20 protein-coding genes are annotated in these 26787 nt (G+C 70.9%); 6 read left to right on the top strand and 14 right to left on the bottom strand.

Going from position 1 to position 26787, the window contains the following annotated elements; all coding sequences use genetic code 11:
• Positions 1-13 precede the first annotated feature (13 nt).
• Complete coding sequence (locus ACTWP9_RS00130) at positions 14-2947, bottom strand: UPF0182 family membrane protein (protein ID WP_443244360.1); 2934 nt, start codon at positions 2945-2947, stop codon at positions 14-16.
• Between the two features lie 162 nt (positions 2948-3109).
• Between ACTWP9_RS00130 and ACTWP9_RS00135 the strand changes: the two genes are divergently transcribed.
• Positions 3110-3676, top strand: a complete 567-nt coding sequence (locus ACTWP9_RS00135) for a PPA1309 family protein (protein WP_443243830.1) — start codon at positions 3110-3112, stop codon at positions 3674-3676.
• A gap of 58 nt (positions 3677-3734) precedes the next feature.
• Here ACTWP9_RS00135 and ACTWP9_RS00140 read toward each other — a convergent pair whose 3' ends face one another.
• The 4 genes from ACTWP9_RS00140 to ACTWP9_RS00155 all read right to left on the bottom strand — a co-directional run bounded on the left by ACTWP9_RS00140 (position 3735) and on the right by ACTWP9_RS00155 (position 7200).
• Positions 3735-4850: a YlbL family protein gene (locus tag ACTWP9_RS00140; RefSeq protein ID WP_443243831.1), complete on the bottom strand. Its 1116-nt coding sequence runs from the start codon at positions 4848-4850 to the stop codon at positions 3735-3737.
• A gap of 25 nt (positions 4851-4875) precedes the next feature.
• Positions 4876-5289: a hypothetical protein gene (locus ACTWP9_RS00145; protein WP_443243832.1), complete on the bottom strand. Its 414-nt coding sequence runs from the start codon at positions 5287-5289 to the stop codon at positions 4876-4878.
• A 182-nt stretch (positions 5290-5471) separates the two neighbouring features.
• Positions 5472-5969 (bottom strand): molybdenum cofactor biosynthesis protein MoaE, encoded by a 498-nt coding sequence (locus tag ACTWP9_RS00150; RefSeq protein ID WP_443243833.1) that lies wholly within the window; start codon positions 5967-5969, stop codon positions 5472-5474.
• Between the two features lie 130 nt (positions 5970-6099).
• Positions 6100-7200 (bottom strand): SDR family oxidoreductase, encoded by a 1101-nt coding sequence (locus ACTWP9_RS00155; protein ID WP_443243834.1) that lies wholly within the window; start codon positions 7198-7200, stop codon positions 6100-6102.
• A 189-nt stretch (positions 7201-7389) separates the two neighbouring features.
• Between ACTWP9_RS00155 and ACTWP9_RS00160 the strand changes: the two genes are divergently transcribed.
• Positions 7390-8898 (top strand): zinc-dependent metalloprotease, encoded by a 1509-nt coding sequence (locus tag ACTWP9_RS00160; protein ID WP_443243835.1) that lies wholly within the window; start codon positions 7390-7392, stop codon positions 8896-8898.
• On the top strand, positions 8895-9473 hold the full coding sequence (locus ACTWP9_RS00165; RefSeq protein ID WP_443243836.1) for an NUDIX hydrolase: 579 nt from the start codon (positions 8895-8897) through the stop codon (positions 9471-9473). The genes ACTWP9_RS00160 and ACTWP9_RS00165 overlap by 4 nt, the downstream gene beginning before the upstream one ends.
• On the opposite strand, the gene ACTWP9_RS00170 is transcribed toward ACTWP9_RS00165, so the two are convergent.
• Entirely contained in the window at positions 9445-10008 is a 564-nt protein-coding gene (locus tag ACTWP9_RS00170) for a M48 metallopeptidase family protein (RefSeq protein WP_443243837.1), read from the bottom strand. The genes ACTWP9_RS00165 and ACTWP9_RS00170 overlap by 29 nt on opposite strands.
• 231 nt (positions 10009-10239) lie before the next feature.
• Between ACTWP9_RS00170 and ACTWP9_RS00175 the strand changes: the two genes are divergently transcribed.
• A complete protein-coding gene (locus ACTWP9_RS00175) occupies positions 10240-11322 on the top strand; it encodes a ThiF family adenylyltransferase (RefSeq protein ID WP_443243838.1) in 1083 nt (360 codons plus the stop codon).
• A 60-nt stretch (positions 11323-11382) separates the two neighbouring features.
• Positions 11383-12804: an ABC1 kinase family protein gene (locus ACTWP9_RS00180; protein WP_443243839.1), complete on the top strand. Its 1422-nt coding sequence runs from the start codon at positions 11383-11385 to the stop codon at positions 12802-12804.
• A 241-nt stretch (positions 12805-13045) separates the two neighbouring features.
• Here the strand turns inward: ACTWP9_RS00180 and ACTWP9_RS00185 are convergent, their stop codons facing one another.
• The 4 genes from ACTWP9_RS00185 to ACTWP9_RS00200 all read right to left on the bottom strand — a co-directional run bounded on the left by ACTWP9_RS00185 (position 13046) and on the right by ACTWP9_RS00200 (position 16658).
• On the bottom strand, positions 13046-13405 hold the full coding sequence (locus ACTWP9_RS00185) for a hypothetical protein (protein WP_443243840.1): 360 nt from the start codon (positions 13403-13405) through the stop codon (positions 13046-13048).
• Positions 13402-13743, bottom strand: coding sequence for a WhiB family transcriptional regulator (locus ACTWP9_RS00190; RefSeq protein WP_443244361.1), 342 nt, complete (start codon positions 13741-13743; stop codon positions 13402-13404). The genes ACTWP9_RS00185 and ACTWP9_RS00190 overlap by 4 nt, the downstream gene beginning before the upstream one ends.
• A 159-nt stretch (positions 13744-13902) precedes the next feature.
• Positions 13903-14175, bottom strand: coding sequence for a hypothetical protein (locus tag ACTWP9_RS00195; RefSeq protein WP_443243841.1), 273 nt, complete (start codon positions 14173-14175; stop codon positions 13903-13905).
• Between the two features lie 212 nt (positions 14176-14387).
• Positions 14388-16658, bottom strand: a complete 2271-nt coding sequence (locus tag ACTWP9_RS00200) for an ATP-dependent DNA helicase UvrD2 (protein ID WP_443243842.1) — start codon at positions 16656-16658, stop codon at positions 14388-14390.
• Between the two features lie 224 nt (positions 16659-16882).
• Between ACTWP9_RS00200 and ACTWP9_RS00205 the strand changes: the two genes are divergently transcribed.
• The gene (locus tag ACTWP9_RS00205; RefSeq protein ID WP_443243843.1) at positions 16883-17125 is read left to right on the top strand and encodes a mycoredoxin; all 243 of its coding nucleotides are present in this window, start codon (positions 16883-16885) and stop codon (positions 17123-17125) included.
• A 48-nt stretch (positions 17126-17173) separates the two neighbouring features.
• Here ACTWP9_RS00205 and nudC read toward each other — a convergent pair whose 3' ends face one another.
• From nudC to ACTWP9_RS00225, 4 genes are all read right to left on the bottom strand, one after another.
• Entirely contained in the window at positions 17174-18085 is a 912-nt protein-coding gene (nudC, locus tag ACTWP9_RS00210; protein ID WP_443244362.1) for an NAD(+) diphosphatase, read from the bottom strand.
• Positions 18086-18401: 316 nt separating this feature from the next.
• Positions 18402-19802, bottom strand: a complete 1401-nt coding sequence (locus ACTWP9_RS00215) for a dipeptidase (RefSeq protein ID WP_443243844.1) — start codon at positions 19800-19802, stop codon at positions 18402-18404.
• 28 nt (positions 19803-19830) lie between these two features.
• Positions 19831-23193, bottom strand: a complete 3363-nt coding sequence (locus tag ACTWP9_RS00220) for an ATP-dependent helicase (RefSeq protein ID WP_443243845.1) — start codon at positions 23191-23193, stop codon at positions 19831-19833.
• An 86-nt stretch (positions 23194-23279) separates the two neighbouring features.
• The gene (locus ACTWP9_RS00225) at positions 23280-26771 is read right to left on the bottom strand and encodes an ATP-dependent helicase (protein WP_443243846.1); all 3492 of its coding nucleotides are present in this window, start codon (positions 26769-26771) and stop codon (positions 23280-23282) included.
• Between the last annotated feature and the right edge of the window lie 16 nt (positions 26772-26787).

Below are 26787 nucleotides of genomic sequence, written 5' to 3' on the forward strand. Positions count from 1 at the left end.
GTGGTCTCGCCCGCTACCCGTCGCCGCCGGACTCCCTCTTGTCTGCGGACCCGCTGTCTCCGCCGGACCCGTTCTTCCCGTCGGATCCGCTCTTGCCCGCGTCCTTCTGCTCCGCCTCGGAGGCGTCGCGCAGCGCTTCCTCCAGCGCCTTCTGCTGCTTGCCGTACTCTTCCCAGTCGCCCTTCTCGCGGGCCTTCTCGCTCTTGTCCCACGCGGTCTGGGCTTGTTTGAGGGCTTCCTCGACGGTGGCGCTGGGCGGGTTCTCCTCCCCGCCTTGGTCGCCCGGGCCGGTTCTCTCGTCGCTTTCCTGGCCCTTGGTCGCGAACACCTTGTTCAGCGCCTGATCGAGACTGTCCTCGAAGGCGATGCGCTCGTTGTAGGCGACGAGCACCTTGCGCATTCTTGGGTAGTTGGTGCCGGCACCGCGGACGTACACCGGCTCCACATAGAGCAGTCCGCCCTCCAGTGGCACGGTCAGCAAGTTGCCGTACTCGACCTCGGAGTCACCCTTCTTCAAGATGTTGATCTTGTCTGCGATGACGGGGTCGGAGTTGAACTTGCTCTGCACCTGGGAGGGTCCTGCCACGCCCGTGTTGGGTGGCAGTCTCAGGAGTCTGAGCTTGCCGTAGTCGCTGCTCCGCGCATCCGCGTCGACGGCCATGAACGCGCCGAGCGTCTCGCGCTTGTTCGGATTGAACGTCGTCGTGAGCTGGAACTGCTGCGCCTTCTGTTCTGGCATCTTCATGCTCAGGTAGTACGGCGGGACGGCGTTGCCCTTGTGCGTGGGGTCGTCCGGTACCTGCCAGCGCTCACTGCCGCTGTAGAACTGCGACGGCGAGGTCACGTGGTAGGTCTGGAGCAGGTCTCGCTGCACCTTGAAGAGGTCCTGCGGATAGCGCAGGTGATCCATCAGGTCGTTGCTGATGGCGCTCTTGGGCTTCACCGTGTCGGGGAACGCCTTCATCCACGTCTTCAGTACCGGGTCCTTCTTGTCCCACTGGTACATGTCGACCTTGCCGGTGTAGGCGTCCACCGTCGCCTTGACCGAGTTGCGGATGTAGTTGACGCGGTTCTGCTGGGCGACCACCGTGCGCTGCCCGTCCGTCAGCGAGTCCGCCGTGGTGTCTCCCAGGGTCGTACGCGACGAGTAGGGGTAGCCGTTGGAGGTGGTGTAGGCGTCGACGATCCACTTGATGCGGCCGTCGACCACCGCCGGGTACGGGTCGCCGTCGATGGTCAGCCAGGGGGCGACCGCCTCGACGCGCTCCTTGGGGGTGCGGTTGTACAGGATCCGCGAACCCTCGCCGATCGCCCCTGAGTAGAGGATCTGCGGCTCGTTGAAGTTGACCGCGTAGGCGGCCCGGTTGATCGGGTTGGAGAGGTTGACGCCGCTCTTGGCCTTGTAGGTGTAGGTCTTCTCACCGTTGTCGTCGGCGTAGTCGAGCTCCTTCTGCGGCCCGCCGACGATGGAGTACTGCGTCGTCTTCTCGCCGTAGTAGACCCGGCCCTGGTACTTGCCGAGGTTCCCCTTGGGCGGCAGGTCCCTCTCGGTGAAGGCCGGGGCACCGTCCTTGTCCACGGATGTGCCCTTGGCGGCGACCATGCCGTAGCCGTGTGTGTACTTGAAGTGCTCGTTGATCCAGTTCTTCTCCGGGATGCCGCTGGTGTTGATCTCCCGGAGGCCGACGACGGTGTCCTGCTCCTTGCCGTTCTTCTTGTAGCGGTCTACGTCCAGCGTCGCCGGGAACTGGTAGTACCCGCGCACCTGCTGCTTCTGCTGGAAGGTCGGGGAGACGACGTTGGGGTCCAGCAGGCGCATGCTCGCGGTGGTGTCGGCCGCGTTCCTGAGCTTCTCGTTGCCGGCCTTGCTGGTGCCCGAGTAGTCGCGCACCTCGGAGTCGTCGATGTCGTACGCCTTACGCGTCGCCTCGATGTTCTTCTCGATGTACGGCGTCTCCTTGGCCTGCTCGTTCGGAGCGACCTGGAACTTCTGCACCAGCGCCGGGTAGAGGCCGCCGATCAGGATGGCCGAGAGCACCATCAGCCCGAAGCCGATCACCGGCAGCTGCCAGGTACGGCGCCAGATCGTGGCGAAGAAGAGAAGCGCGCAGATGATGGCGATGATGAACAGGATCGTCTTCGCCGGCAGATACGCGTTGGCGTCCACGTACTTGAGACCTGTCCAGCTGTCGGTCGACTTGAAGTCGCCGGATTTGACCGCCAGCCCGTACCTGTCCAGCCAGTAGGCCACGGCCTTCAGCCCGACGAAGATGCCCAGGAGCACCGAGAGGTGCCCGGTCGCCTGCGCCGTCGCGCGTGCGCCCGGGGTGGTCACCCGCAGCCCGCCGTAGAGGTAGTGCACCAGCGCGGCCGCCACCAGCGAGAGGATCGCCGCGGCGAACCCGAAGCTCAGCAGGAAGCGGTAGAAGGGAAGATCAAACGCGTAGAACGAGATGTCCTTGTGGAACTGCGGATCTTTCGAGCCGAACGAGACGCCGTTCACCCACATCAGCCAGGTGCGCCACTGGCCTGCCGCGGAGGCGCCGGAGATCAGTCCGACCAGGGCTGTGATGCCCAGCAGCACCCACTTCTTGTAGGGCGCCAGCCCCATGCGGTAGCGATCGAGGCTCTGCTGCTCCAGCGACATCGCGCTCAGCGGTGGACGCAGCCGGTGCGCCAGCCAGATGTTGAAGCCCACGGCCACGGCCATCAGCAGCCCGAAGACCGCGAACAGGCCGATCTTGGTCCACAGGGTCTTGGTGAAGACCGAGCTGTATTCGACCGAGCGATACCACAGCCAGTCCGTCCAGAACCCGGAGAACATGACGAAGAGCATCGCAAGGACGACCAGCACGCCCACTGTCATCAACAGCGTCCGGGCACGCCGGGATGGCCGGCCCACTCTGATCCGTGGTCCGGAGGGGCCCCCTGAGCCCCGGTCCGGCATCTGGAAAGCCAAGGTGCGCACCTCAAAGATTCGCAGTTTATGAAGCGGTGATGCTGGGCCCGCATCGTAAGGCCCATCTAGGCAACTTAACGAAGCTTTACCCAGTTCCCGTTTCCGGGGTCCGAGTCAGGTTTTTCGTAGCGGAGGCGGCACGATATGGGCATGGACAACCTCTCTCCCGAGGGCACGCCCCTCGCCTCCGGACCCCTGACCCGCGCGGTGCTGGAGATCGACGAGTACGCATCCGGGCTCGGCTGGGACCAGCCTGCGCGGCTCTTCGCCCTGGTGAACACCGAGCGACTGCGGGCCGAGGAGCCCGGCCTGGCGGGTCAGCTGGGGCTGGACCAGCAGCAGAACGACGCCCAGGGAACCGCCTTCACGCCTGTCGAGCAGGACGAGATCCCCGCAGACGCACCGCTTGACGAGTTCCTGGGAACCATCGCGTGGCCGGAGACGGTCGACGGCTGCGCGGTCACCGTGGAGCGGCTGATGCTGCCGCCGTCGGCCGAGGCCACCGTGCCGGAGGGCCTGGACGGGGAACAGCTGGCCCGGTGGGTCGCCGAGCATCCCGAGCGCAGTGAGGTGCGGATGACGGTGGCGGTCCTGCGCGAAGGTGAGCGGGAGTCGGCGCTGCGGCTGCGGGAGAAGGACTCTCCCACGGAGGTACTCACCGGCGCCGACCTGGTGCCCGGTCTTGCGGAGGCGCTGGCCGCGACGTTCGAGGACTAGTGCCCGTGCCGCGGTAGCACCTCGGGAAGCGGCGCAGCGGCGGCGGGAGGGCGGCGGCTCAGTGCGCCTTGCACTGGGTCAGCTCGTCCGTCTTGCCGCTGCGGATCTTCTTCAGCGAGCTGAGCGCGTCGTCTATGGAGGAGGTCTTCACCAGGGTGAGGCCGTCGGGCTTGTCCTGGGCTGCGGTGGCGCAGTTGCCCGCCGGGGTGAGGAAGTACTGTGCGCCCTGTTTGCGCGCTCCGACAGTCTTCATCTGTATGCCGCCGATCTCGCCCACCTTGCCGTCGTCGTCGATCGTGCCCGTTCCGGCGACGAACTTCCCGCCGGTCAGGTTGGTGGGGGTGAGCTTGTCGACGATGCCGAGCGCGAACATCAGCCCGGCGCTGGGGCCGCCGATGTCGGCGAGCTTGATGTCGATCTCGAACGGGAAGGTGTGCCCCACCGCGGGCTGGATGCCGACGACCGCACGGCCGTCGTCGCTGGCCTTCTCGGTGCCCACCGTGACCTTCCTGGCGTCCTTGGCGGACGGCTTCTTGCCCTGCTTCTGGGCGGCCTTCGCCTCGGCTGCCGGGATCACCGTGAAGGTGACCTTCTCCCCCGGTTTGTGCTCGGTGACCAGTTTGCCGACGCTCTCCGCCTTGCCGACCGGGGTGCCGTCCACCGCCGTGATGACGTCTCCCGCGTGCAGCCGGTTGTGCGCCGGGGCGCCCTTCTCGACGGAGCCGACGAGGACGTGGGTGCTGACGGGGAGATGGAGTTCCTTGAGTGCCGCGGCCTTGGCGCTCTCCTGGGAGGCGCTGAACTCCTCGGCGTTCTCCCGGTCGACCTCCTTGGCCGACTTGTCGTCCGGGTAGAGCGTCTCGTACGGGACGACGAGGCTGTCGTGGCGCAGCCAGCCGGACAGTGCCCCGACGAGGGTCATCCTGTACTCGGAGCCGGTGACGCTGACGGTCGTCATGTTCAGGTGGCCGGAGTTCCGGTACTTCTTCGGCTTGTCCGCCCGGCCCGGCTCGTCCTTGACGTTGAGCACCGGATCGCCGTCGTGCGCGCCCAGGGTGTTCACTGTGGGCCCCGGCGACATCTCGGCATAGGGCACGTTGAGGAGTGCTCCGACGCAGAACATCGTTATGAGCAGCAGCGCAGAGGTAAGCAGGGTCGCGGTGCGGCGAGGCATGGCACGACAGTACGGGACGGGTCTGTCAGCCTGCTTCCCGGGCCGGTCCGTCCGGGTTCGCGTGCGCCAGTGCCCCAGCGGAGGCGAGCTCCGCGTCCTTCTTCCGCCTCCGCCGCCGGGCACTCCGCCGCGCTTTCGCGGCGTCCACGACATCGGCGGTCGGGGCGTTGGCGTGCGCTGTGTCGGCACTTGCCGCGTCGCTGTTCCCAGCTTCGGCGTTCACGGCGTCGGCATGCGCGGCGGGAACGTCGCAGCTTTCCGTACCGAGGTGGGTGGGTGCGGCGGTGCCGGAGCGCTCCATGGCGGCCCGGAAACGTTCGTACCCTGCGACGCCCGCGGCATCGGGCGTCCTGGCTCCGCGCCGCCCGACCCAGCTTCCCCACAGGCTCGCGGCTACAGCGGCGACCAACGGAATCAGCAACCAGGCGAGAGCCGCCATCTGGAACCTCCCGACCCCTTGTAGGTGCCTCCCGGGCACACGGCCCGGCGACCGGCAGACCGGCCGATGAGCAGATAAACCGTCGGTTTTCCAACGGTCGGTTCCACGGCTCGGTTACGCAACCGGAGGGAACCGCACTCGTGTGCGCGGCGGGGTCGGTCGAACGGGCTCGGCAGCGGGCGTCAGACGCCCACCCACTCCTCGCTGCCGTCGGAGAACGTCTGGTGCTTCCAGATCGGGACCTCGTGCTTGAGGTCGTCGATGAGCTTGCGGCAGGCGTCGAACGCCTCGGCACGGTGCGGGCAGGAGACGGCCACCACGACGGCAAGGTCGCCCACCTCCAGGTCGCCGACGCGGTGCACTGCCGCCAGGGCGCGCACCGGATGGCCGGCGACGACCTTCTCGGCGACGCGGCGCAGCTCGGCCTGCGCGCTGGGATGCGAGGAGTAGCCCAGACGAGCGACGTCGGTGCCGCTGTCGTGATTGCGGACAGTACCGACGAACAGCGCCGTCCCGCCGGCGGCGTCGTCACCGACCGCGGTGAAGACCTCGTCCACTGACAGCGGTGCCTCGCGGATCTCCAGCAGGCGGATGGGGTCCTCGGCCCCCTGCTCTCCCGGGTGGTCGGAGGAGCTGCCCCGGCGGCCGGGACCGTCGGCGTCGTCGTACGTCTGTGCCATGCCGGTCATGCTGCCCTACCCGTCGCCGATCCGGAACACCTGGCTGCTGCGCTGCGGCACCGGCTGCCGTACTGCGACGACGCCCGGCTGCCGCACTGCCCAGGTGTCCCAGGGGTGCCGGGTTTGCCGCTCACAGTCCGCGCCGCTTGCGTGCCCTGCGCACCAGTGCGGCGGTGCCCAGCAGCGCGACAGTCGCACCCGCGGCTCCGGCCGCTGTCGCCGCTTCCGTACGGCCCAGCCGCCGCCCGGCGACCGTATGCCTGCCGGAAACCTCTTCCAGGAGTGCGGCCAGGACCTCCTCGTTCGTCCAGCGGGGCCGCCAGCCCGCGTCGTGCAGCCTGCTGCCGCTGACGACCCACGGGTACATGGTGTAGGCCAGATCCGCCGCAGGAGACGGAGTCAGGCCGAGACGGTGCAGCCGGGAGGCGGCGCCCAGCGCGACGCTGGAGGGCAGCTCCATGCGCCGCATGCCGGTCAGCTCCTCGACCTCCTCCTGCTCCAGCCAGCCGTCGCAGCCGACCACCATCTCCCCCTCGACCCGCTCCAGCGCGGCGTACTCCAAGGCCGTGACGAGGTCCTCGACGTGGCAGAACTGCCAGCAGGGCCGCGATCCTGCGACCACCAGGAGCCGCGGTGACTCGAAATGGCGGGTGAGCGTGGTGTCCGTTCCCGCGCCGACCAGCACGGTGGGTCGCAGGACGGTCACATTGAGGCCGGGATGGGCGCGGGGCGCACGGCGGGCCAGGCGTTCGATCTCCAGCAGGTCAGCCACCCCTGTCGCGTCCGCGGTGGCCCGCAGTTCGGCCTCCTCGGACAGCGGTACGTCGTTGTCCTGGAGCGCTCCGTAGACCATCGCCGAGGTGCACAGCACCACCCTGTGCACGCCCGCCGCTGCAGCCGCGGTCAGCACCGTCTGGGTGCCGCGCACGTTGTAGGCGGTACGGGCCGCCGGGTCGGTCTCCAGGTCCAGGTCGAGTGCCAGGTGGACGACGACATCCACCGGGTCGCCGTCGCCGCGCAGCCGGTCGGCGATGGCCGGGTCGCGTACGTCCAGCGTGTGCCACTGGGCCTCGGTCACCTCGCCCCGGCGCTCGTCCAGGGCAATGACCTGCTTGATCTCCTCGGAGGCCGCCAGCCGCTCGGTGAGCAGCGCGCCGACCCCTGCGGCGGCACCGGTGACGGCGACGGTCGGGGTTCGCGCTGCGCGAACGTGGGACTCGGAGGAACTCACCGGGCGTCTCCAGTGGTTGTTTCTGGTACGAGGTGCGCAGGCTCCATCCTGCCTGACTGGTGTCTAGGCTGGGGGCAGAGCTCGCAGATCCCACCCAGGACATACCGACGCAGACCCAGACCGCACCCAGGACACGCAGACCGTCCGGGAATTACCAGACCGTCCTACGAGACAGAGCCGAGGAAACCCGTGAGTGACACCCCATTCGGATTCGGCGTACCTCCTGAGGAGCCCGAGGACGGGGACGACGGCAAGAAGGAGCCGGGCGGCGGCCAGCCGAACCCGTTCGGTTTCGGCGGCGGCCCGGGCTCCGGCGGCGCCGACAACCCGTTGGCCGCGATGTTCGGCTCGCTGGGCGGCGGGCAGGGCCAGATCGACCCCAGCGACCTGGGCGCCGCATTCCAGAAGCTCGGCCAGATGCTCTCCTACGAGGGCGGCCCGGTGAACTGGGACATGGCCAAGGACATCGCGCGGCAGACCGTCGCCGCGGGCGCACAGGACGGCTCCAAGGACGCCTCTGTGGGACCGCACGACCGCGCGGCCGTCGAGGAAGCCGTACGCCTGGCCGACCTGTGGCTGGACGGCGTGACATCGCTGCCGTCCGGATCCGGCACGGCAGTGGCCTGGAGCCGCGCGGAGTGGGTCGAGGCCACCCTGCCGGTGTGGAAGGACCTGGTCGACCCGGTCGCCGAGCGCGTCGGCGCGGCCATGGGCGATGTGCTGCCAGAGGAGATGCAGGCAATGGCCGGCCCGCTGCTCGGCATGATGCGCTCCATGGGGGGCGCCATGTTCGGCACGCAGATCGGGCAGGCGCTCGGAGTGCTCGCCGGCGAGGTCGTCGGCTCCACGGACATCGGGCTCCCGCTGGGACCGGCCAACAAGGCGGCACTGCTGCCGGTCAACATCGAGGCACTGGGCAACGGCCTGGGCATCCCGCAGGAGGAGGTCCGCCTCTACCTGGCACTGCGGGAGGCCGCACACCAGCGGCTGTTCGCGCACGTCCCCTGGCTGCGCTCGCACCTCTTCGGCGCCGTCGAAGGGTACGCACGCGGCATCAAGGTGGACACCGCCAAGCTCGAGGATGTGGTCGGCCAGATCGACCCGCAGCGCCCCGAGGAGCTTCAGGAGGCCCTTCAGCAGGGCATGTTCCAGCCCGAGGACACCCCGGAGCAGAAGGCGGCGCTCGCCCGGCTGGAGACGGCGCTGGCGCTGGTCGAGGGCTGGGTGGACGCGGTGGTCCACGCGGCGGCCGAGCCGCACCTGCCGTCCGCCTCGGCACTGCGGGAGACGCTGCGCAGGCGGCGCGCTTCCGGCGGTCCCGCCGAGCAGACCTTCGCGACCCTGATCGGCCTGCAGCTGCGCCCCCGCCGGCTGCGCGACGCGTCCCGGCTGTGGGCGTCGCTGGCGGACGCCCGGGGCTCCGAGGGACGTGACGCCCTGTGGGAGCACCCGGACATGCTGCCCACGGCAACCGATCTGGACGACCCGGACGCCTTCGTCCACCACGAGCAGCCGGACTTCTCCGAGCTCGACCGGATGCTGGGCGACGCGGCCGCGGGCTCGGCGGACGGACGTACCGCCGACCGCTCCCAGGAGGCTCGACCCGAGGACGAGCACCCCGGTGAGGGGCGCTCCGAAGAACAGTCCGACGGCGGCAAGGGCGACGCCGAGAGTGGCGAGGGCGAAGGCAAGCAGTGAACGCGCCGCCGGACGGACTCCGCACGGACGCGGAGCGCGTACTGGAGCAGTGGCGCAGCCGGGACCCCGACCCGGCGCAGGAGCAGCTGCGGCAGGAGTATCTGCGCCACATCACCGACCAGCCGGACGGCATGTGGAAGGCGTGTGCCACCGGGCACATCACCGCCAGTGCGCTGGTCGTCGACCCGCTCAGCGACCGGGTGCTGCTGACGCTGCACCGCAAGCTGGGCCAGTGGCTCCAGCTGGGCGGCCACTGCGAGCCCGAGGACACCACCCTGGCCGGGGCCGCGCTGCGGGAGGCCACGGAGGAGTCGGGCATCACCGGTCTGACGCTGCTGCCCGGTGGCCCGCTCCGGCTCGACAGACACCGCACGCCCTGCGCCTGGCATCTGGACGTCCAGTACGCGGCTCTCGCCCCGGAGGGAGCCGTCGAGACGATCAGCGAGGAGTCGCTGGACCTGCGCTGGTTCGGCTTCGACGAGGTGGCCGCGGTGGCGGACGAGTCCGTGGTGCGGCTGGCCCGGCTCTCCGCCGAGGCCGTCGCGGTCACCCCTCGTCCGGACCCTCTCCCCTGACGGGCTGGTGCGGCAGCCGCTCGGCTGCCGCGACGCCCTCCAGATAGCCCCGGGCCCGCTCGGTGCGGGGAAATGCCTGCAACAGCCGCCAGAACCGGGGGCCATGGCCGGGCACGAGCAGATGCGACAGCTCGTGCAGCAGCACATAGTCGATGACGTACTCGGGCATGCCCTGCAGCCGGTGGGAGAGACGGATGCTGCCCTCGGCGGGGGTGCAGGAGCCCCAACGTGTGTTCTGGTTGGTCACCCAGCGGACCGACGCAGGCCGGGCATGCCCGTCGAGATACTGCTCGGACAGCTGCGCCGCGCGTCGGGCGAGGTCGCTGTCGTCGAGCATGCGCCTGCTCTCCTGCGCGGCGAGCTTGTCGAGCATCACGCCGACCCAGCGCGCCTCCTCGTCCGCCGTCATCCGTGCCGGAAGCAGCACGACAGTGCGGTCCCCCTCCCGGTAGGCGGAGACCGTGCGGCGTCGGCGCGTGCTGCGGCGCACCTCGATTGCGCTCTGGCTGGTGCTGTTCAGCGGGTCGGCGGGCACGCCAAGACGTTACCCGCTGCCGACAGCGGAAGTCCCGCCTCCAGCCTCGTTCGAGAGCGAAAGGCAACAGGAGCCGTGGCACGGCCAGGACGAGCAGCCCCCGGTTGTATGACTAATACCGGCACCTGTGGATAACTCACTCCGCCCACCCCGCCCTTCGCGGCATGCTGTCCCCAGTGATCGACAGCCGAGCCGGGGCACCCGGCAAGTCAGGGGGGGAACGTGCACCCGATGATCAAGCCTGCGCTGCGGCGGGGCTGGCGGGACAGGCAGACGGTGCAGTGCGGCATGGCACCCGCACACGCAGTGCTGCTGGGACCGGTGAGCGACGCGACGGCGGCGTTCCTTGAGCTGATGGACGGCACCCGCAGCATGGAGCGCCTGAAGCAGGAGGCCCACCGCCTCGGAATGGCACCCCAGACACCGGCAAAGCTCACCGAGCGGCTTGCCGCAGCCGGCGTGCTGGACGACGCGACGGCCGACCGCGACGCCGCATCGACCGTCACCGACCGGCTGCGGCCCGACCTGGCGTCGCTGTCCGTGGTGCACCGCGAACCAGGCGGCGGAGTCCGCAGGATCGCCGCACGGCGAGCTGCCAGGGTCCAGGTGCGCGGGCTCGGACGGGTGGGCGCCGCGGTGGCCGCGACACTGTCGGCAGCAGGAGTGGGCCAGGTGGATGTCGTGGACGGGGGCGTGGTCGAGGAGTGGGACACCGCACCCGGCGGGCTGCCACCGGAGCAGGTGGGCACCCGCCGCGACGTCGCAACGCGCGGAGTGGTGCGCAAGTCCCGGCCCTGGCGGAGCCGATCCCGGTCCGAGGTCAGCCTGATCGTCGTGACGCCACGCGACGGACTGGACGCCTACGCACCGGACCCGGAGACCACCGAGCGGTTCATGGGCGCAGGCACTCCACATCTGTACGGCGGGGTGGTCGAGGCCACCGGTGTGGTGGGGCCGCTGGTGCTGCCCGGCTCCTCACCGTGCGCCGAGTGCCTCGCGCGCACCCGGGCGCAGCGGGAGCCGAGCTGGCCGATGTTGGTGGGGCAGTGGCGGACGGCGAGCAGGCGGCGCACGGGGGTCCCCGCCTGCGACACCGCGCTGGCCACGATGGTGGCCGGTGCCGTGTCCTCCTACGCGCTGAGCTACCTGGACGGCGACGGCGCCTGTGCGGTGGGCTACCGGCTGCGGTTCGCACTGCCCCACCTGCTGCCCGACACCGAGCAGTTCACCGCGCACCCGGAGTGTCCATGCGGTGCCGCTTCGGTGACCTCCCCACCCGCGGACTCACCAATGACCGAAGGCACGCGACAATGACCCAGTGGCCGACGTCCTCGGTGCTGTCTCGGTTGAGCTGTCAGGGAGTTGGAGGGACGCATGTCTGATCTTCCCCGCAAGGCGGTGACGCGCACGGCCAAACTGGCTGCCCTGCCGCTGGGCTTCGCGGGCCGCTCCGCCTTGGGGCTTGGCAAGCGCCTCGGGGGCATCTCCGCGGATCTCGTCGGGCAGGAGCTGCAGCAGCGGACCGCCCAGCAGCTCTTCAAGGTGCTGGGCGAGTTGAAAGGGGGCGCCATGAAGTTCGGGCAAGCCCTCTCGGTCTTCGAATCCGCCCTCCCCGACGAGTTGGCAGGCCCCTACCGCGCCACCCTCACCCGCCTTCAGGAAGCCGCTCCCCCGATGCCCGCCGCCACCGTGCACGGTGTGCTGGCGGAGCAGTTGGGCGAGGGATGGCAGGAGTACTTCACGGAGTTCGACGACAGACCGGCAGCGGCTGCCTCCATAGGCCAGGTTCACCGCGCTGTATGGCACGACGGCCGGGATGTCGCGGTGAAGGTGCAGTATCCGGGCGCAGGCGAGGCACTCGTGTCCGACCTCACCCAACTGGGCCGGTTCGCCCGCCTGCTGGGACCGCTGATCCCGGGCATGGACATCAAACCGCTCATAGCCGAGCTCCACGACAGAATCACCGAGGAGCTGGACTACAGCCTGGAGGCGGACGCCCAGCACACCTACGCGGAGGAGTACGAAGCAGACGAGGACGTCGTCGTTCCCCGAGTGGTGCATCAGGCAGACCAGGTGCTGGTGTCGGAGTGGCTGGAGGGCATACCGCTCTCGGAGGTGATAGCCGAGGGCAGCCAGGAGGAACGGGACCGGGCCGGACAGTTGCTGAGCCGCTTCCTGTTCTCCGGCACCGTCCGCACCGGGCTGCTGCACGCCGACCCGCACCCGGGCAACTTCCGGCTGGTGACCGGGGACAGCGCCGACCCGGAGGAGTGGCGACTGGGCGTGCTGGACTTCGGCACCGTGGACCGGCTGCCCGACGGACTGCCGCCGACCATCGGTGAGGTGCTGCGGATGACGCTGGACGGCGACGCGGAAACCGCCTACGAGCTGCTGCGCGACGAGGGCTTCGTCAAAGAGCAGATAGAGCTGGAGCCAGAGGCGGTCCGGGAGTATCTGCTGCCGATCGTCGAGCCCGCCTGCGTCGAGGAGTTCACCTTCAGCCGGGAGTGGATGCGCGGACAGGCGGCCAGGGTCGCCGACCCCCGCTCCCCGGCACACCAGCTGGGCCGACAGCTCAATCTGCCGCCGTCGTATCTGCTGATCCACCGGGTGACGCTGAGCACGATCGGTGTCCTGTGCCAGCTCGGTGCGACGGTGCGGATGCGGGACGACATGGAGAACTGGGTCCCCGGCTTCGCCCCCGCAGCCCCGCAGGAAGAGACGTCCGGCGAGGAGGGGACGCCGGACGCCGAGCCGGAGAGCGAGCCTGAGAAGCCGTCAGAAGCGGTGCTTTGACGCACGCCAGGCGTGGCACAGGTGCGGAGCGGCCCGTGGTGGCAACGGCCAGCGGCCGGTGACCGCGGGCGCCGAGGGGCCGAAAGCGGGGGACGGGTGGGGGAGGGGGGAGGGGGGAGCCCCCAGCGCAGCGGCTGGCAGACGGCACCAAAAACAGCGCCAACAGCAGAGAGCCGGGGCGGTTGCCCCGGCTCTCCGGTAGGTCAGATCACAGCATCAACTGCGTGACTGCGTGACTGCGTCACTGCATCACGGCCATTGCGAGGGCACGCCGCGCGCGGAGGGTGGCGCGTTCGGCCCGGCGCTGGAGGCGGCGCGCGGACATCAGCCGCAGCGCCCTCCGTTCTGATTCGGCCTCGTGCAGCCTGTTCTGTATTTGCGCTCTCGCCAGACTTTCTGGCATGAGTTGCATGTCGCGGGTCCTGTTCTGACGGACGACTGTCGCGTCGGAGTGAGTGCGTGCGGTGGTCTCGTGGATGGGTGTCATCGTCGGGTCCTGCTTCGTGAGGTGGCGCGTGCGGGGGTCCAGCGCCGACGGGCTGTCGATCGTTCCGGCAATCGCCTTGCGGCGGGCGGGCGATCCATGACGACGGGAGCTCATGCCGTCACCGGGTTCTTACGCGGACGGCCCCGCGGACGCTTCCGCGGAACGACGACGCCCTGGACGAACAGCTCGCCGCCCCAGACACCCCAGGGCTCGCGGCGGTCCTTGGCGCCGGCGAGGCATGCCTCACGCAGCGGGCAGGTCTGGCAGAGGGACTTCGCGTACTCGACGTCCGCGGGGGACTCGGCGAAGAAGACCTCCGGGTCGTAGGAGCGGCAGGGCACATCGACGCCGAGCCGCTCGATGGCGTCGTCGAGCTCGGTGAGGGTGATCTGCGGGGCAGTCAAGGAGTCCTCCGTGGGGAGATCAGGCGGGAGAGAAGGCGCGGGGCGCAGCGTGTCGGGGTGCGTCTCGGTGTGCACTGCGGTTCTTCCTGTCTGTTGGGTGTCTGTTGTCGTGTCGGGCCGGCTGGTGGCCGGTCGGGGCAAACAGAAGGGCCGCGGATCCCGATGTGGGTTCCGCGGCCCTGGAAGGTGCCGACCTGATCTTGCCGATCAGGCTGGATCTCTCCAGGGTCGGAGCCCACGGAAGGCCCACATGGTGTAGCGCTGCTTCTTCTGGCGTCCTTCGCCGGCACCGTTGGCCGCGGAGCCGCTGGCAAAAGCTGCTGCCTGTGCCTGCGCTGCTACCTCGGGTGCCTTGGTCGGTCGCTCATTGCCGCCCAGCGTGACGCCGGACAGACCGGTGCCGTGGAGGCTGGAGCCGAGCAGGCAGGCGGGAATGACCGAGTGATCGGTCATTTTGAGCTGGGAAATGATCGTGGCCACTGGTCTCGCCTCCTCTCGGCGTCTCGGGGACCTGCCGCCAGGCCGGTCCGGAAATGTTCAGGACTAAGTACAGCATGGAAGAGGTGGAGCGAAAAGGCCCGCCCTCTCCATGTCCGGAAGGCTATGAGGCTCCGTGCGGCGCGCGCAAACTATTTTTCGCGGCTTTCTGTCACAGCTTCTGTGACAGAGGCCGAACGGCCCTCGGTCGCAGGTCACTCATGCTGCTCAGCGTCCTGTTCGGAGCTTGCCGGAAGCTCCTCGCCCGCGCACAGGGCGAGCACGTCGGCGCCGAACTGCTGGAGCTTGCGGGTGCGGACGCCGGAGATCCGGGAGAGCGCCGCCTCGTCGCCGGGGACGGTCTCGGCGATGGCGAGGAGGGTCTTGTCGGTGAAGACGCAGTAGTCCGGCTGTCCCAGCAACGCGGCCTGCTGCGCGCGCCATTGGTGCAGCCGTTCGTACAGCACCTCGTCGAGCTCCGAGGGGCAGTCCTCGCAGCGCATCAGCTTGACCTCGCCGGGGTCGGTCAGCGAGCGACCGCACACCCGGCAGCGCGCCGGGGCTCGGCGAATCCGCTCGCGGCTCCTGGCCGGTCCGCGCTCGGTTCCGCCTCCGGTGACGCTGCCGCTGACGGCTCCGGCCGGGGTGGCGCCCGCGCTGGTGCCGGGGCGCAGTCCTTTGAGGAAGCGGCTGGGCTGTCGGTTGGGGCGGCCGCCGGGGGAGCGGGCGAGGGCCCAGGAGAGAGTCAGGATGCGGCGGGCGCGGGTGATGCCGACGTAGAGGAGTCTGCGCTCTTCCTCTATCTGCTCGTCGGTCTTGGCGTAGGTGATCGGCAGCATGCCGTCGGTGAGACCCACGACGAAGACGGCGTCCCATTCCAGGCCCTTGGCGGCGTGGAGCGAGGCGAGGGTGACGCCCTCGACGGTGGGGGCGTGCTGGGCTCTGGCCCGTTCGTCCAGCTCCGCGACCAGGTCGGCGAGGGTCGCCCCGGGATGGGCTGTGGCGAAGTCCACGGACAGCCGCACCAGGGCTGCCAGGGATTCCCAGCGGTCCCGGACGGCTCCCGATCCGGCGGGGGCCTGAGGGGTCCAGCCCTTGGTGCCCAGGACGGCGCGGACCTGGGAGGGGAGGTCGACGGCGTCGTCGAGCAGCGCGTCGTTCCCGCCGGCGCGGGCTGCTCCGCGCAGCACCACGAACGCCTCGCGCACTTCGGGCCGTTCGAAGAAGCGCTCCGCGCCGCGGAGTCGGCAGGGGACTCCTAGGTCGGCGAGGGCCTGTTCGTAGATCTCGGACTGGGCGTTGATGCGGTAGAGCACGGCGATCTCGCTGGCGGGGACGCCGGAGCGGATGAGGTCCCTGATGCGGCGTGCGACGCCCTCGGCTTCGCCCGGTTCGTCGGCGAACTCGGCGCAGAGCGGGTCTGGGCCGGGCTCGCGCTGGGAGACGAGCTCCAGGCGGTGTTCTGCGGCGCGGCCGCGGGCCTGGGCGAGGAGTCCGTTGGCGAAGTGGACCACCTGGGGGGTGGAGCGGTAGTCGCGGACGAGTTTCACGACCGTGGCGCTTGGGTGTCTGGTGCGGAAGTCGAGGAGGTGGTCGGGGGTGGCGCCGGTGAAGGAGTAGATGGTCTGGCTGGCGTCGCCGACGACGCACAGGCTCTCGCGTTCGCCTACCCAGAGCTCCAGCAGCCGCTGCTGGAGGGGGCTGACGTCCTGGTATTCGTCCACCACGAAGTGCTGGTACTGGCCGCGGACTGTCTCGGCGATGTCCTGGCGGTCCTGGAGGATGCCGACGGTCAGCAGCAGTACGTCCTCGAAGTCGATCATTGAGCGTTCGCGTTTGAGCTGCTCGTAGAGGGCGTAGATGCGGGCGATCTCGGCGGGGTCGCGGGGGGCTTGGCGGCCTGTCTTCGCAGCGGCGGCCGAGTAGTCCTCGGGCACGGTCTGGGTGACCTTGGACCATTCGATCTCGCTGGTGACGTCCCGCAGCTCGCTGCGGTCGAGCCGGATCCGGCAGCGGGTGGCGGCCTCGCCGACGAGCGGGGCTTTTCGCTCCACCAGCGGGGGCAGTTCGCCGCCGACCGCGCGGGGCCAGAAGAACTGGAGCTGGCGCAGCGCCGCGGAGTGGAAGGTGCGGGCCTGGACGCCCTGGACGCCGAGCTGGCGCAGTCGGCCACGCATCTCACCGGCGGCGCGCTGGGTGAAGGTGACGGCCAGCACTCCGGCGGGGGGCAGGATGCCGGCGCGGACGCCGTAGGCGATGCGGTGGGTGATGGCTCTGGTCTTTCCGGTGCCTGCACCGGCCAGCACGCATACCGGACCGTGCAGGGCCGTGGCCACCTCGCGCTGCTCGGGGTCGAGCCCTTCGAGCACCGCGTCGGGAGAGTCGGGCACCTGCGGGAAGAGAGCGGAGTCCGTTGCTGCTGTCACCCCGCCATGCTGCCAGTCCTGGCGGGAGCTGTGGCGCGGCTGTCCACAGCCCGGCCCCATTAGTCATACAACTTTGCCCTCGGGCTGCCTCCGGCTTCTCTCTCCGGTTCTTCCTCCGGCTTCTCTCTCCGGTTCTTCCTCGCCCTCCCTCTCCGGCCCTTCCGGCTTCCTTCCTGCCTCTCCTTCCGGCTTCTTCTCTGGCGAGGGTGCCCCCGGGGGGAATGCCGCGGGGCTGTCGTGCGTTCACTGGACGCACCGGACGAGACGAAGGAGCAATGGAGAAGATGGCGGGCACTGTGACGATGTACAGCACCACCTGGTGCGGCTATTGCCGTCGGCTGAAGGGCCAGATGGAGCGCGAGGGCATCGCGTACACCGAGATCAACATCGAGCAGGACCCGGAGTCGGCGGCCTTCGTCGAGAAGGCGAACGGCGGCAACCAGACGGTGCCTACCGTCCTGTTCCCCGACGGCTCGACGCTGACGAACCCTTCCCTGGCGCAGGTCAAGCAGAAGATCGGCGCCTGAGCCCTGTCGGCACCGCCGCGCACAGCCCCGCGGGCCGGGCTCGCTGCCTCAGTCGTGGCGGCGGGGCTGCGGCAGCGGTTGTCCGTACCAGCGTTCGACCAGGCGGGCCGCGATGGAGATCCCCGAGGGCGGAAGCACCTCGCCGGACTCGATCGCGGCCCGCAGGTCGTCGCGGGAGAACCAGCGGGCTTCTTCGATCTCGTCCCCGTCGACCTTGATGCGGGGTGAGGTGGCGCGTGCCATGAAGCCCAGCATGAGGCTGGAGGGGAACGGCCAGGGCTGGCTCGCGATGTAGGTGACCGGGCCGACGGCGACGCCTGCCTCCTCGGCGACCTCACGGCGCACCGCGGCCTCCAGGGATTCGCCCGGCTCGACGAAGCCCGCGAGCGTCGAGAACCTGCCCTCCGGCCAGTGCACCTGGCGGCCCAGCAGTGCGCGGTCCTGGTCGTCGGTGACCAGCATGATCACCGCGGGGTCGGTGCGCGGGTAGTGTTCGGCACCGCAGGCCGGGCAGCGGCGAATGTGTCCTGCCGCCGCGATGACGGTGCGCTCGCCGCAGCGGGAGCAGAAGCGATGGGTGCGCTGCCAGTTCTCCAGGCCGATGGCGTGCACCATCAGTTCGCTGTCGCGGTCGGAGAGTAGGACGCCGGCTTCTCGCAGTCCGGCTGGGCGGGCGATGTCGTCCATCCTGCCGGGCAGTGAGTCCTTCTGGAGCGCGAAATAGCGCACGCCTTCCTCGTCGGTGCCCAGGAAGTAGCGGTGGGCTTCGGTGAAGGGTGCGTCGAAGGACGGCATCATGACGAGTTCTGTTGTGCCATCCTCTTTGTCCTCGATCAGTGCCTGTCCGCCGGAGACCACGAACACGCGTGTGCTGGGGTGGCTCCACGCGGCTGCCAGCCATGCCTCGTCCAGCCGGTGGTGGGAGGCGCGGTCGATGCCTCCGGTGCTGGTGAGGCTGATGGGCCGGTCGGTGGCGGACGCTGCCGCGGCGGCCTCGTCGGCGGAGCCCGCGGTGTCGGCGGAGCCCGCCGTGTCGGGGCTTCCGGCAGTGTCGGGGGTTCCAGCAGCCCCGGCGGGGCCGGCAGTCTCGTCGTCGGTGCGGTCGGTCGAGGTCGGGATGGTCACTTCTGCTTCCTACTCCCCCTGGGTCGGGGCTCCCCGCCCGGCGGCCGGGTCGGGGGGCGGTTGGCGAGCGTTGGTGAGTCGGTCGACGGGCGGCTCCGGGGGCCGCCCGGGCGGGCGCGATGCGGGGTCGGTTCGCGCTCCAGGATGCAGGTCAGTTCGCGCTCCAGTGTGCCGCGAGGTCCTCCCACAGGTATGCGGCCGTCTCGGCGCCCTTGAACAGAAGATCGAGTTCGATCTTCTCGTTGGGGGCGTGCCAGCCGTCCGAAGGGACCGAGATTCCGAGGAACAGCACGGGCACGCCGAGGGCGTCCCGCAGGTCGGCGGCGGGGCCCGAGCCGCCCTCTCTGGTGAAGCGGATCTGTTTCCCGAAGGCGCGCTCCATGGCCCGGGTGAGCGAGCGCAGCGCGGGGTGGTCGAGCGGGGTGAGGCAGGGCCGGGTGGCGCCCCAGAACGTGATCTCGTGCCGGATGCCTGCGGGGAGTCCGGCGGCGACCCATTCGCGGAGCGACTGCTGGATCTTTTCCTCGTTCTGTCCTGCGACGGTACGGAAGGACAGCTTCAGCTCGGCGTGGGCCGGCACGATCGTCTTGCCGCCGGGGCCCTGGTAGCCGCCGCTGATGCCGTTCACCTCGGCCGTTGGGCGGGCCCAGACGCGCTCCAGTGTGGTGTAGCCGCGCTCGCCCAGCGTGGCCCGCGAGTGGGCGGTGCGCAGCCAGGCTTCCTCGTCGAAGGGGAGTTCGGCGAAGTGGGTGCGTTCCTCGTCCGTCAGCTCCACCACCCCGTCGTAGAAGCCGGGGAGGGTCACCCGGCGGTCCTCGTCGTGGAGTGCGGCGGCGAGCCGGGCCGCCTCGGTTGCCGGGTTGGGTACGGCGCCGCCGAAGGAGCCGGAGTGCACGTCCTGGCCGGGCCCGTACAGGTCGATCTGGCAGTCGGTGAGTCCGCGCATGCCGGTGCAGACGGTCGGAGTGTCCTCGTTCCACATGCCGGTGTCGGAGACGACGACGGCGTCGCAGGCGAGGCGCTGGGCGTGTGTGCGCAGCAGTGCGGGGAAATGCGGGGAGCCGGACTCTTCCTCGCCTTCGATCAGCAGCTTGATACCGATGGCAGGTGCGGTGCGTCCGGTGGTGGCCAGGTGTGCGCGCAGGCCCAGGGCGTGGAAGAGCACCTGTCCCTTGTCGTCGGCGGCGCCGCGCGCATACAGGCGTCCGTCGCGCTCCTCGGGTTCGAACGGTTCGCTGTGCCAGCCGTCGGTGCGTACGGCGGGCTGGACGTCGTGGTGACCGTAGACGAGGACGGTGGGTGCTGCCGGGTCGTCGGAGGGCCACTCGGCGAAGACGGCGGGCGCGCCTTCTGTCTCCCAGATCTCCGTGACGGGGAAGCCCGTTTTGCGCAGGGTGGCGGCGAGCCAGTCGGCGCTGCGCCGGACGTCGTCCGTGTGCCCCGGGTCGGCGGAGACGGAGGGTATGCGCAGCCAGTCGGCCAGGTCAGCGAGGAAGGCGGAACGCTGGTTCTGGATGAAGGTCCGGACTGCGCTGTCCGGGGGGATGCTCATGCCATCGAGCCTAACGGGCCGGGGGTGATCAGCCGTCGGCCGGATGACTTGCCTGATCGTCCGGGGCGGCCTCGCCCAGCAGCAGCCGCTCCAGTCCTTCCCGGTCGGGCAGCTCCTGGGGCCGCACCAGTTCGCCGCTGCGTACGTACAGGAAGGCCGCGCTGACCGCAGACAGCGGTACGCCTTCCTGTTCGGCCCAGGCAAGCCGGTAGACGGCGAGCTGGAGCGGGTCGGCGTCCTGGCCGCGGCCGGTCTTCCAGTCGACGATGTCGAACGTCGCACTCCCGTCCGGGGCGCGGTCCCGGTAGACGGCGTCGATGCGGCCACGGACGACCCGGCCGGCGAGGACGAGCTGGAAGGGTGCCTCGACGCGGTAGGGCGTGCGCTGTGCGTAGGGGGTACGTTCGAACGCCTCCTTGAGGGCGGCCAGATCACGCTCGTCCGCAATGTGCGGCGGCTCACCTCCGTAGGGGCCCTCGCCGTCCGCGCCGGGCAGTTCGTCGGGGCCGAGCAGGGGCAGCGGCAGCTCCTCGAAGCGGGACTCCACCCAGGCGTGGAACCGGGTGCCCCTGCGCGCTGCGGCAGGCTGCGGGGGGCGGGGCATGGGGCGGGCCAGCTCCCGTGCGAAGCCCTCCGGGTCGGCGGCCAGGCGCAGCAGCTGTGAGGCGCTCAGTGAGCGCGGCAGTGGTACGTCCCGCACCGCTGCGCGGGAGCGGCGCAGCTCGTCGGTGAGTGCCTCCAGGTCGCGGTCCCAGGCGGCGGCCAGCCGGGCCTCCTCCGGGGTGAGCTCTTCCACGGCCGGGTCGTCCGCCGGGGCCGTCTCTTGGCCCGCCGCCGGGTCCGCCACTCGGTCCACCGCCAGGTCCGGCTGCGCTTCGTCGGCCGCTGCTTCCAGGTACGACTGCACCCGTGCCGCCGCCGCACGGCGCAGCGCCAGCGCGTTCTCGTCCAGGGGAAGCGGCCAGACGCGTTCCTCGGCGGGCTCCTCCAGTGCGGGGTTGGCCGCGCCCTCCTCCGGGGGCTCCGCCCAGTGTTCGACCTCGCCGTGCGCCGGGTCGGCCTCGCAGTGGGCGCGCAGGGCTTCCAGGAAGGCGGAGGGGCCGCGCGGGCGCTTCTGGGAGGGGCCCCACCAGTGGCCCGAGCCCAGCAGCAGACTGCGCGGGCGGGTGAAGGTGACGTAGCCGAGCCGGAGCTCTTCGGTCGCCTGATGGGCACGGAGCGCGTTCTCGTGCTCCTTGAGGCCCTTGGCGTTCCACTCGGGCCGGGACGGCAGCGTGGCGGCGTCGCCGCGCAGCGCGTACGGCAGCACCTTGGGCTGGGTGAGCCAGGTCTCGCGCGCCTGCTCGCTGGGGAACTGCTTGGCGACCAGGCCCGGCACTGCGACCACGTCCCACTCCAGCCCCTTGGACTTGTGCGCGGTCAGTACCTTCACCGTGTTCTCGCCGCCCGGCAGCGAACTGTCCAGCCCCTTCTCGTACTGCACAGCAGTACGCAGAAAGGCGAGGAAGGCCAGCAGTGTGGCCTCACCGTCCAGCGAGGCGAAGCCCGCGGCGATGTCGAGGAACTGGCCGAGCGTCTCGCGCCGCCGGGCCGCCACCGCGTGCGGGGAGGCGGCCAGCTCGACCTCCAGCCCGGTGGCGGTCAGCACCCGGTGCAGTACGTCCATCAGCGGGTCGGCCAGCGACCGCCGCAGGTCGCGCAGTTCGGCGGCGAGTCGCGCGAAGCGCACCCGTGCCTCCGCCGAGAAGGGCAGGGCGTCGTCGTAGCCGTCGGCCTCGAGGAAGGTGTCCAGGGCGTCCGAGAGGGAGCGCAGTTCGGTCGGGTCGGCGCCCTCGACGGCCGCGGCCAGCCGCTCGTCCGGGTCGTGGCCGGCGCGGCCCCGCTGGTGTGTGACGAGCAGCGCCGCACGGCGTCCCAGCAGTGCCAGGTCGCGTGGGCCGATCCGCCAGCGCGGTCCGGTCAGCAGTCGCACCAGTGCGGCGTTGGCGGTGGGGTCCTGAAGCACCTCGCAGACGGCGACCAGGTCGGCGATCTCCGGCAGGTGCAGCAGTCCGGACAGACCGACGACTTCGACCGGCAGTTCACGCTCCACCAGGGCGCCCTGGATCTCCGCGAAGTCGGTGGCGCTGCGGCACAGCACGGCGATCTCGCCGGGCGGCGTGCCGGTGCGCACCAGATGTGCGAGGGAGTCGGCCAGCCAGGCGATCTCCTGGGACTGGGTCTCCAGAAGCGCGGCCCTGACCCGCCCCTCCCCCTCGGCGCCGGGTGCGGGACGCAGCGCCTCGACGCCCTCATGACGCTCGCGCAGTGGTGCGGCCAGCCCGTTGGCGAGGTGCAGCAGACGGCCGCCGCTGCGCCGGTTCTCGCTCAGCGACTGGCGGCGGGCCGGGCTGCCGTCGGCGTGCGGAAAGTGGTGCGGGAAGTCGTCCAGGTTGGCGACCGAGGCGCCGCGCCAGCCGTAGATCGCCTGGCAGGGGTCGCCGACCGCGGTGACGGGATGGCCGGTGCCCTGTCCGAAGAGTCCGGCGAGCAGTATGCGCTGTGCGACGGAGGTGTCCTGGTACTCGTCCAGCAGTACGACGGAGAACTGCTCGCGCAGCGCCCGGCCCACCTCCGGCATACCGGCGAGCCGTGCGGCCAGCGCGATCTGGTCGCCGAAGTCGATCCGCTCCTTGGCCTGTTTACGGACGCGGTACTCCTCGACCAGGCCGAGCAGTTCGTCCCGGGCTCGCGTGGTCTGGGGTACCTTGCGCAGTTTGTCGTTGGTCAGCCGGGCGCCCTCCAGGCCGGCGAGGAGTTCCGCGTTGTGTTCGCGGAGCTGTTCAGGGGTGACGAGGTGTTCGGACAGCTCGGCGTCGAGCGCGAGCAGGTCCTCCACGAGCGCCGGAACGGACTTGGTGAGCGCTTCGAAAGGGCCTGGGGCCGCGCGCAGCACCCCGGCAGCGAGCTGGAAGCGGGTGGCGTCCGCCAGCAGTCGTACGGTCGGCTCGATGCCCAGGCGCAGCCCGTGCTCGGTCAGCAGCCGTCCGGCGAAGGCGTGGTACGTGGAGATCTGCGGCTCTCCCGGCTCGGCGCCGTCCAGAACGCCGCCGGGCGCCACCGGGTCGGGGTCGGTCACTCCGGCGCGCAGCAGCGCCTTGCGTACGCGTTCGGACAGCTCGCCGGCTGCCTTGTTGGTGAACGTCAGCCCCAGGACGCGGTCGGGTGCGACCTGTCCGGTGCCCACCAGCCAGACCACGCGGGCTGCCATGACGGTGGTCTTCCCCGAGCCGGCACCGGCCACGATCACCTGCGGAGCGGGCGGCGCGGTGATGCAGGCCGTCTGTTCCGGGGTGAACGGGATACCCAGCAGCTCGGCGAGCTGTGCGGGGTCGGTGAGCTGTGCGGGCACTCGTAAGACGCTAGCGCTCGCGGCTGACAGATCACCCCCGGGCCGGAGGAAGCGGCCACCCGGTGCCCCGCGCGAAGCGCGGGGGCCTACTCGACGATCTGGCGGCCCTCGGGACGGGCGGAGCAGGCCGCACGGAAGGCGCAGTGCGTGCAGTGCTGGCCCGGTGAGGGGGTGAAGCGTTCGTCGAGGACCCGTGCCGCCGCGGTGGCCAGCAACTCGCCCACCCAGTCGCTGCCCGGAGCACCCTCGGACTCCGGCCTCCCGGAGCCAGGCGCCGTGGACTCCGGCGCCGCGGATTCCAGCGCCGCGGATTCCAGCGCCGCGGATTCCGGCACCGCCTCCTGGCGCTGGACGACCGGCAGGGTGTCCCCGCCGTCGCGTTGGGCGGCACCGAGCCGCAGCTGTACCAGCTCGGCCCCGCCCGGCTCCGGGCGTGCCCCGTCGAAGAGGGCGTCGGCCGCGCCTTCCCGTACGGCGAGCTGGTAGACGGCGAGCTGGGGGTGGCGCTCGACCTCGGGACCGGTGGGGCGGGTACGGCCTGTCTTGAAATCGACCACATACGCGCGTCCTTGGGCATCGCGTTCGACGCGGTCCATGCTGCCCCGGATGCGGACGGCGTTCTCCCCCGCGCGCAGCGTGACGTCGAATCCGTGTTCGCTGCCGACGAGCTCACGGCCCTCTCCGCGCTCCATGACGTGCCAGCGCAAGAAGCGCTCCAGGGCGGCGCGGGCGCTCTCCTTCTCCTGCAGTGACTTCCACGGCGCGTCGAAGGCCAGCCCGTCCCAGACCGCGTCCAGCCGTTCCATGAGGACGGACAGGTCCGCTGGGCTGCTGCCCGAGGCCACCTCGTCGGCCAGCACGTGCACCACGTTGCCGAAGCCCTGTGCAGCGGTGGCAGGCTCGTCCGCCTTGACTTCCCGGGCCAGGAACCACTGCAGGGAGCAGGTGCGCGCAAGCTGCTCCAGTGCGCTGCCGGACAGTGCGACAGGTGCGTCGCGTTCGTGCAGCGGCACGCTGGAGTGCGTCGGTTCGGCCAGTCCCCACCAGCGCTGCGGGTGTGCTGCCGGAACGAGCGGATAGCCCTCCTCGTCGCGCTCGGCCGCGAGCCTGGCCAGCCGCCGCGCGGCCGCGTCCCGAAGCGCGGGCGAGGCTGCCGGGTCGACGGTGGTGGCGCGCAGTTCCGCGACCAGTGCGGGCACCGACAGCGGGCGGCGGGGGCGGCTGCCGACCGGCTGCGGCTCGACACCCAGTTCGGTCAGGAACCGTGAGGGCTGGTCGCCGTCCTCCGCCTGGGCGCGGACCGCGGTGACCACGAGGCGTTCCTTGGCGCGGGTCGTGGCGACGTAGAACAGCCTGCGCTCCTCGGCCAGCAACGCCCCTGGGGACAGCGGCTCGGCGATGCCGTCCCGGCCGATGCGGTCCGCCTCCAGGAGGGAGCCGCGCCGCCGCAGATCGGGCCACAGGCCCTCCTGCACCCCGGCGACGACGACCAGCCGCCACTCCCGGCCCTTGGCGCGGTGCGCGGTCAGCAGCCGTACGGCGGCGGGCCGCACCGCGCGCTGGACGAGGGTGTCGGCGGCGATGTCCTGGGCTTCGAGTTCGTCCAGGAAGTTGAGCGCTCCCCGGCCGCCACCGCGCTCCTCGGCGCGGGCCGCGACGGCGAACAGGGTGCAGACGGCGTCCAGGTCGCGGTCCGCGTTGCGGCCTGACGGACCCCCCCGGCGTGCGGCGCGCTCCAGCCGTACGGGCCAACTCGTGCCGTTCCACAGCTCCCACAGGGCTTCCTCCGCCGTGCCGCCCCCGGCGAGCAGTTCACGGGTCTTGCGCAGCAGCAGCCCGAGGCTGTGGGCGCCCTCGACGGACCTGCCGGCCGGTGCCGAAGCCGTGGCACCGGAGTGCGGGGTGTGGGCGACCAGCCGTTCGGGCTCGGCGAGGGCTTCGGCCAGCAGCACGTCGGAGGGGCGCGGCACCCTGGCCCCGGCCGCGCGCTCCTCCTCGCGCAGTGCCCGCCCGAGGCGGCGCAGGTCTGCGGCGTCCATACCGCCGAGCGGCGAGGTCAGCAGCGTCAGTGCCGTCTCCGTGCCGAGCACCGTGTGCTCCTCCAGCGCACCGGTGGCCGCCACCCGCAGCGCCTTCAGCAGGGGTGCGACGGCGGGCTCGTGGCGCAGCGGCACATCGTCGCCGTCCACGTCCACCGGCACCCCGGCGGAGATGAGGGCACGCCGTACGACGGGCAGGGAGCGCCCGCCCGCGCGCACCAGTACCGCCATCTCGCCCCAGGGGAGGCCGTCTTCGAGGTGGGCGCGGCGCAGCAGGTCTGCGATGTTGTCCAGCTCGGCGCCTGCTGTGGGATAGGTGAAAACCTCGACGCGACCGCCTTGCGGGCCCGCGTCCCCCGCGCTGTCGGGCTGCGGTGCCGGCCGGAGAGCGCGGTGGGCGCGGACGGCCTCGGCGGGGAGGCGGGTGAGCGGCATCCGGGCCGTCAGCTCACGGGAGGCGGCCAGCAGCCGGGCACCGGAGCGCCGGGCCGTACGCAGCACGCGGACGGGCGCGGGGGCGCCGGTCCGCTGCCGGAACGTGTGGGGGAAGTCGAGGATGCCGTTCACGTCCGCGCCACGGAACGCGTAGATCGACTGGTCCGGGTCGCCGAACGCCACCAGGGTGCGTGCCCCGCTGCCCGCCAGCGCATGCAGCAGCCGCACCTGGGAGGGGTCGGTGTCCTGGAACTCGTCGACATAGATCGCGTCGTACGCGCCGTGCAGCCGGGCCGCGACCTCCTCGCGCCGGGTGAGCAGGACGGCACGGTGCACCAGTTCGGCGTAGTCGAGCACCCCCTGCATATCCAGTACGTCCAGATACTCGGCGAAGAACCCGGCCGCGGCCCGCCAGTCGGGGCGGCCTGCGCGCCGGGCGAAGGCGTCGAGGGCCGCGGGGCCCAGGCCCAGCTCCCGGCTGCGCGCGAGCACGGCCCTGACCTCGTCGGCGAAGCCCCTGGTCGTCAGGCAGGCGCGCAGTTCGTCGGGCCAGCCCACCGGCGCCCGCCCCTGGCGCTCCAGGGCGAGCTGCCCTTCGAGCAGCTCACGGATGTGCAGGTCCTGTTCGGGCCCGGTCAGCAGCCGCAGCGGCTCGGCGAACAGATCGGCGTCCTGGTGTGCGCGCACCAGCGCGTAGCAGTACGAGTGGAACGTCGTCGCCTGGGGAGCGCGTGGTACGCCGCCGACGGAGCCCGCGCGGGCCGCCTGGCGGGGCAGCCGGGCGGGGCGCGCCTCCCGTGCGAGCCGGTCCGTCATCCGGTCGCGCAGGTCGACGGCGGCCTTGCGGCTGAAGGTCAGCACCAGGATGCGCTCCGGATCCGTGCCCTCCCGCACGCGCGCCGTGACCGCCTCGACGAGGGTGGTCGTCTTGCCGGTGCCGGGGCCGGCCAGAACGAGCAGCGGCCCGTCACGGTGGTCAACCACAGCGCGCTGCGCCGCGTCAGAGGCAGGGAGATCGACCCGTTCGGCCACGGAGCGCACCAGCCGGTACGCACCGGGCTCGCGGGACCGCTGGTGCGCTTCGGCAGTAAGGGAGGGACTCACGTGGATCGCCTAGGGG

It is taken from the genome of Streptomyces sp. 3N207 (genome assembly GCF_052246355.1).
Classification (GTDB): domain Bacteria; phylum Actinomycetota; class Actinomycetes; order Streptomycetales; family Streptomycetaceae; genus Streptomyces.

Excerpts from the sequence above, each read along its gene's own strand:
- ACTWP9_RS00200 (WP_443243842.1), bottom strand. The coding sequence starts at position 16,658 with ATGGGGCCGGGCTGTGGACAGCCGCGCCACAGCTCCCGCCAGGACTGG.
- ACTWP9_RS00185 (WP_443243840.1), bottom strand. The coding sequence starts at position 13,405 with ATGAGCTCCCGTCGTCATGGATCGCCCGCCCGCCGCAAGGCGATTGCC.
- ACTWP9_RS00140 (WP_443243831.1), bottom strand. The coding sequence starts at position 4,850 with ATGCCTCGCCGCACCGCGACCCTGCTTACCTCTGCGCTGCTGCTCATA.
- ACTWP9_RS00150 (WP_443243833.1), bottom strand. The coding sequence starts at position 5,969 with ATGGCACAGACGTACGACGACGCCGACGGTCCCGGCCGCCGGGGCAGC.
- ACTWP9_RS00135 (WP_443243830.1), top strand. The coding sequence starts at position 3,110 with ATGGACAACCTCTCTCCCGAGGGCACGCCCCTCGCCTCCGGACCCCTG.
- ACTWP9_RS00175 (WP_443243838.1), top strand. The coding sequence starts at position 10,240 with ATGATCAAGCCTGCGCTGCGGCGGGGCTGGCGGGACAGGCAGACGGTG.
- ACTWP9_RS00145 (WP_443243832.1), bottom strand. The coding sequence starts at position 5,289 with ATGGCGGCTCTCGCCTGGTTGCTGATTCCGTTGGTCGCCGCTGTAGCC.
- ACTWP9_RS00130 (WP_443244360.1), bottom strand. The coding sequence starts at position 2,947 with ATGCCGGACCGGGGCTCAGGGGGCCCCTCCGGACCACGGATCAGAGTG.
- ACTWP9_RS00180 (WP_443243839.1), top strand. The coding sequence starts at position 11,383 with ATGTCTGATCTTCCCCGCAAGGCGGTGACGCGCACGGCCAAACTGGCT.
- ACTWP9_RS00205 (WP_443243843.1), top strand. The coding sequence starts at position 16,883 with ATGGCGGGCACTGTGACGATGTACAGCACCACCTGGTGCGGCTATTGC.
- ACTWP9_RS00215 (WP_443243844.1), bottom strand. The coding sequence starts at position 19,802 with ATGAGCATCCCCCCGGACAGCGCAGTCCGGACCTTCATCCAGAACCAG.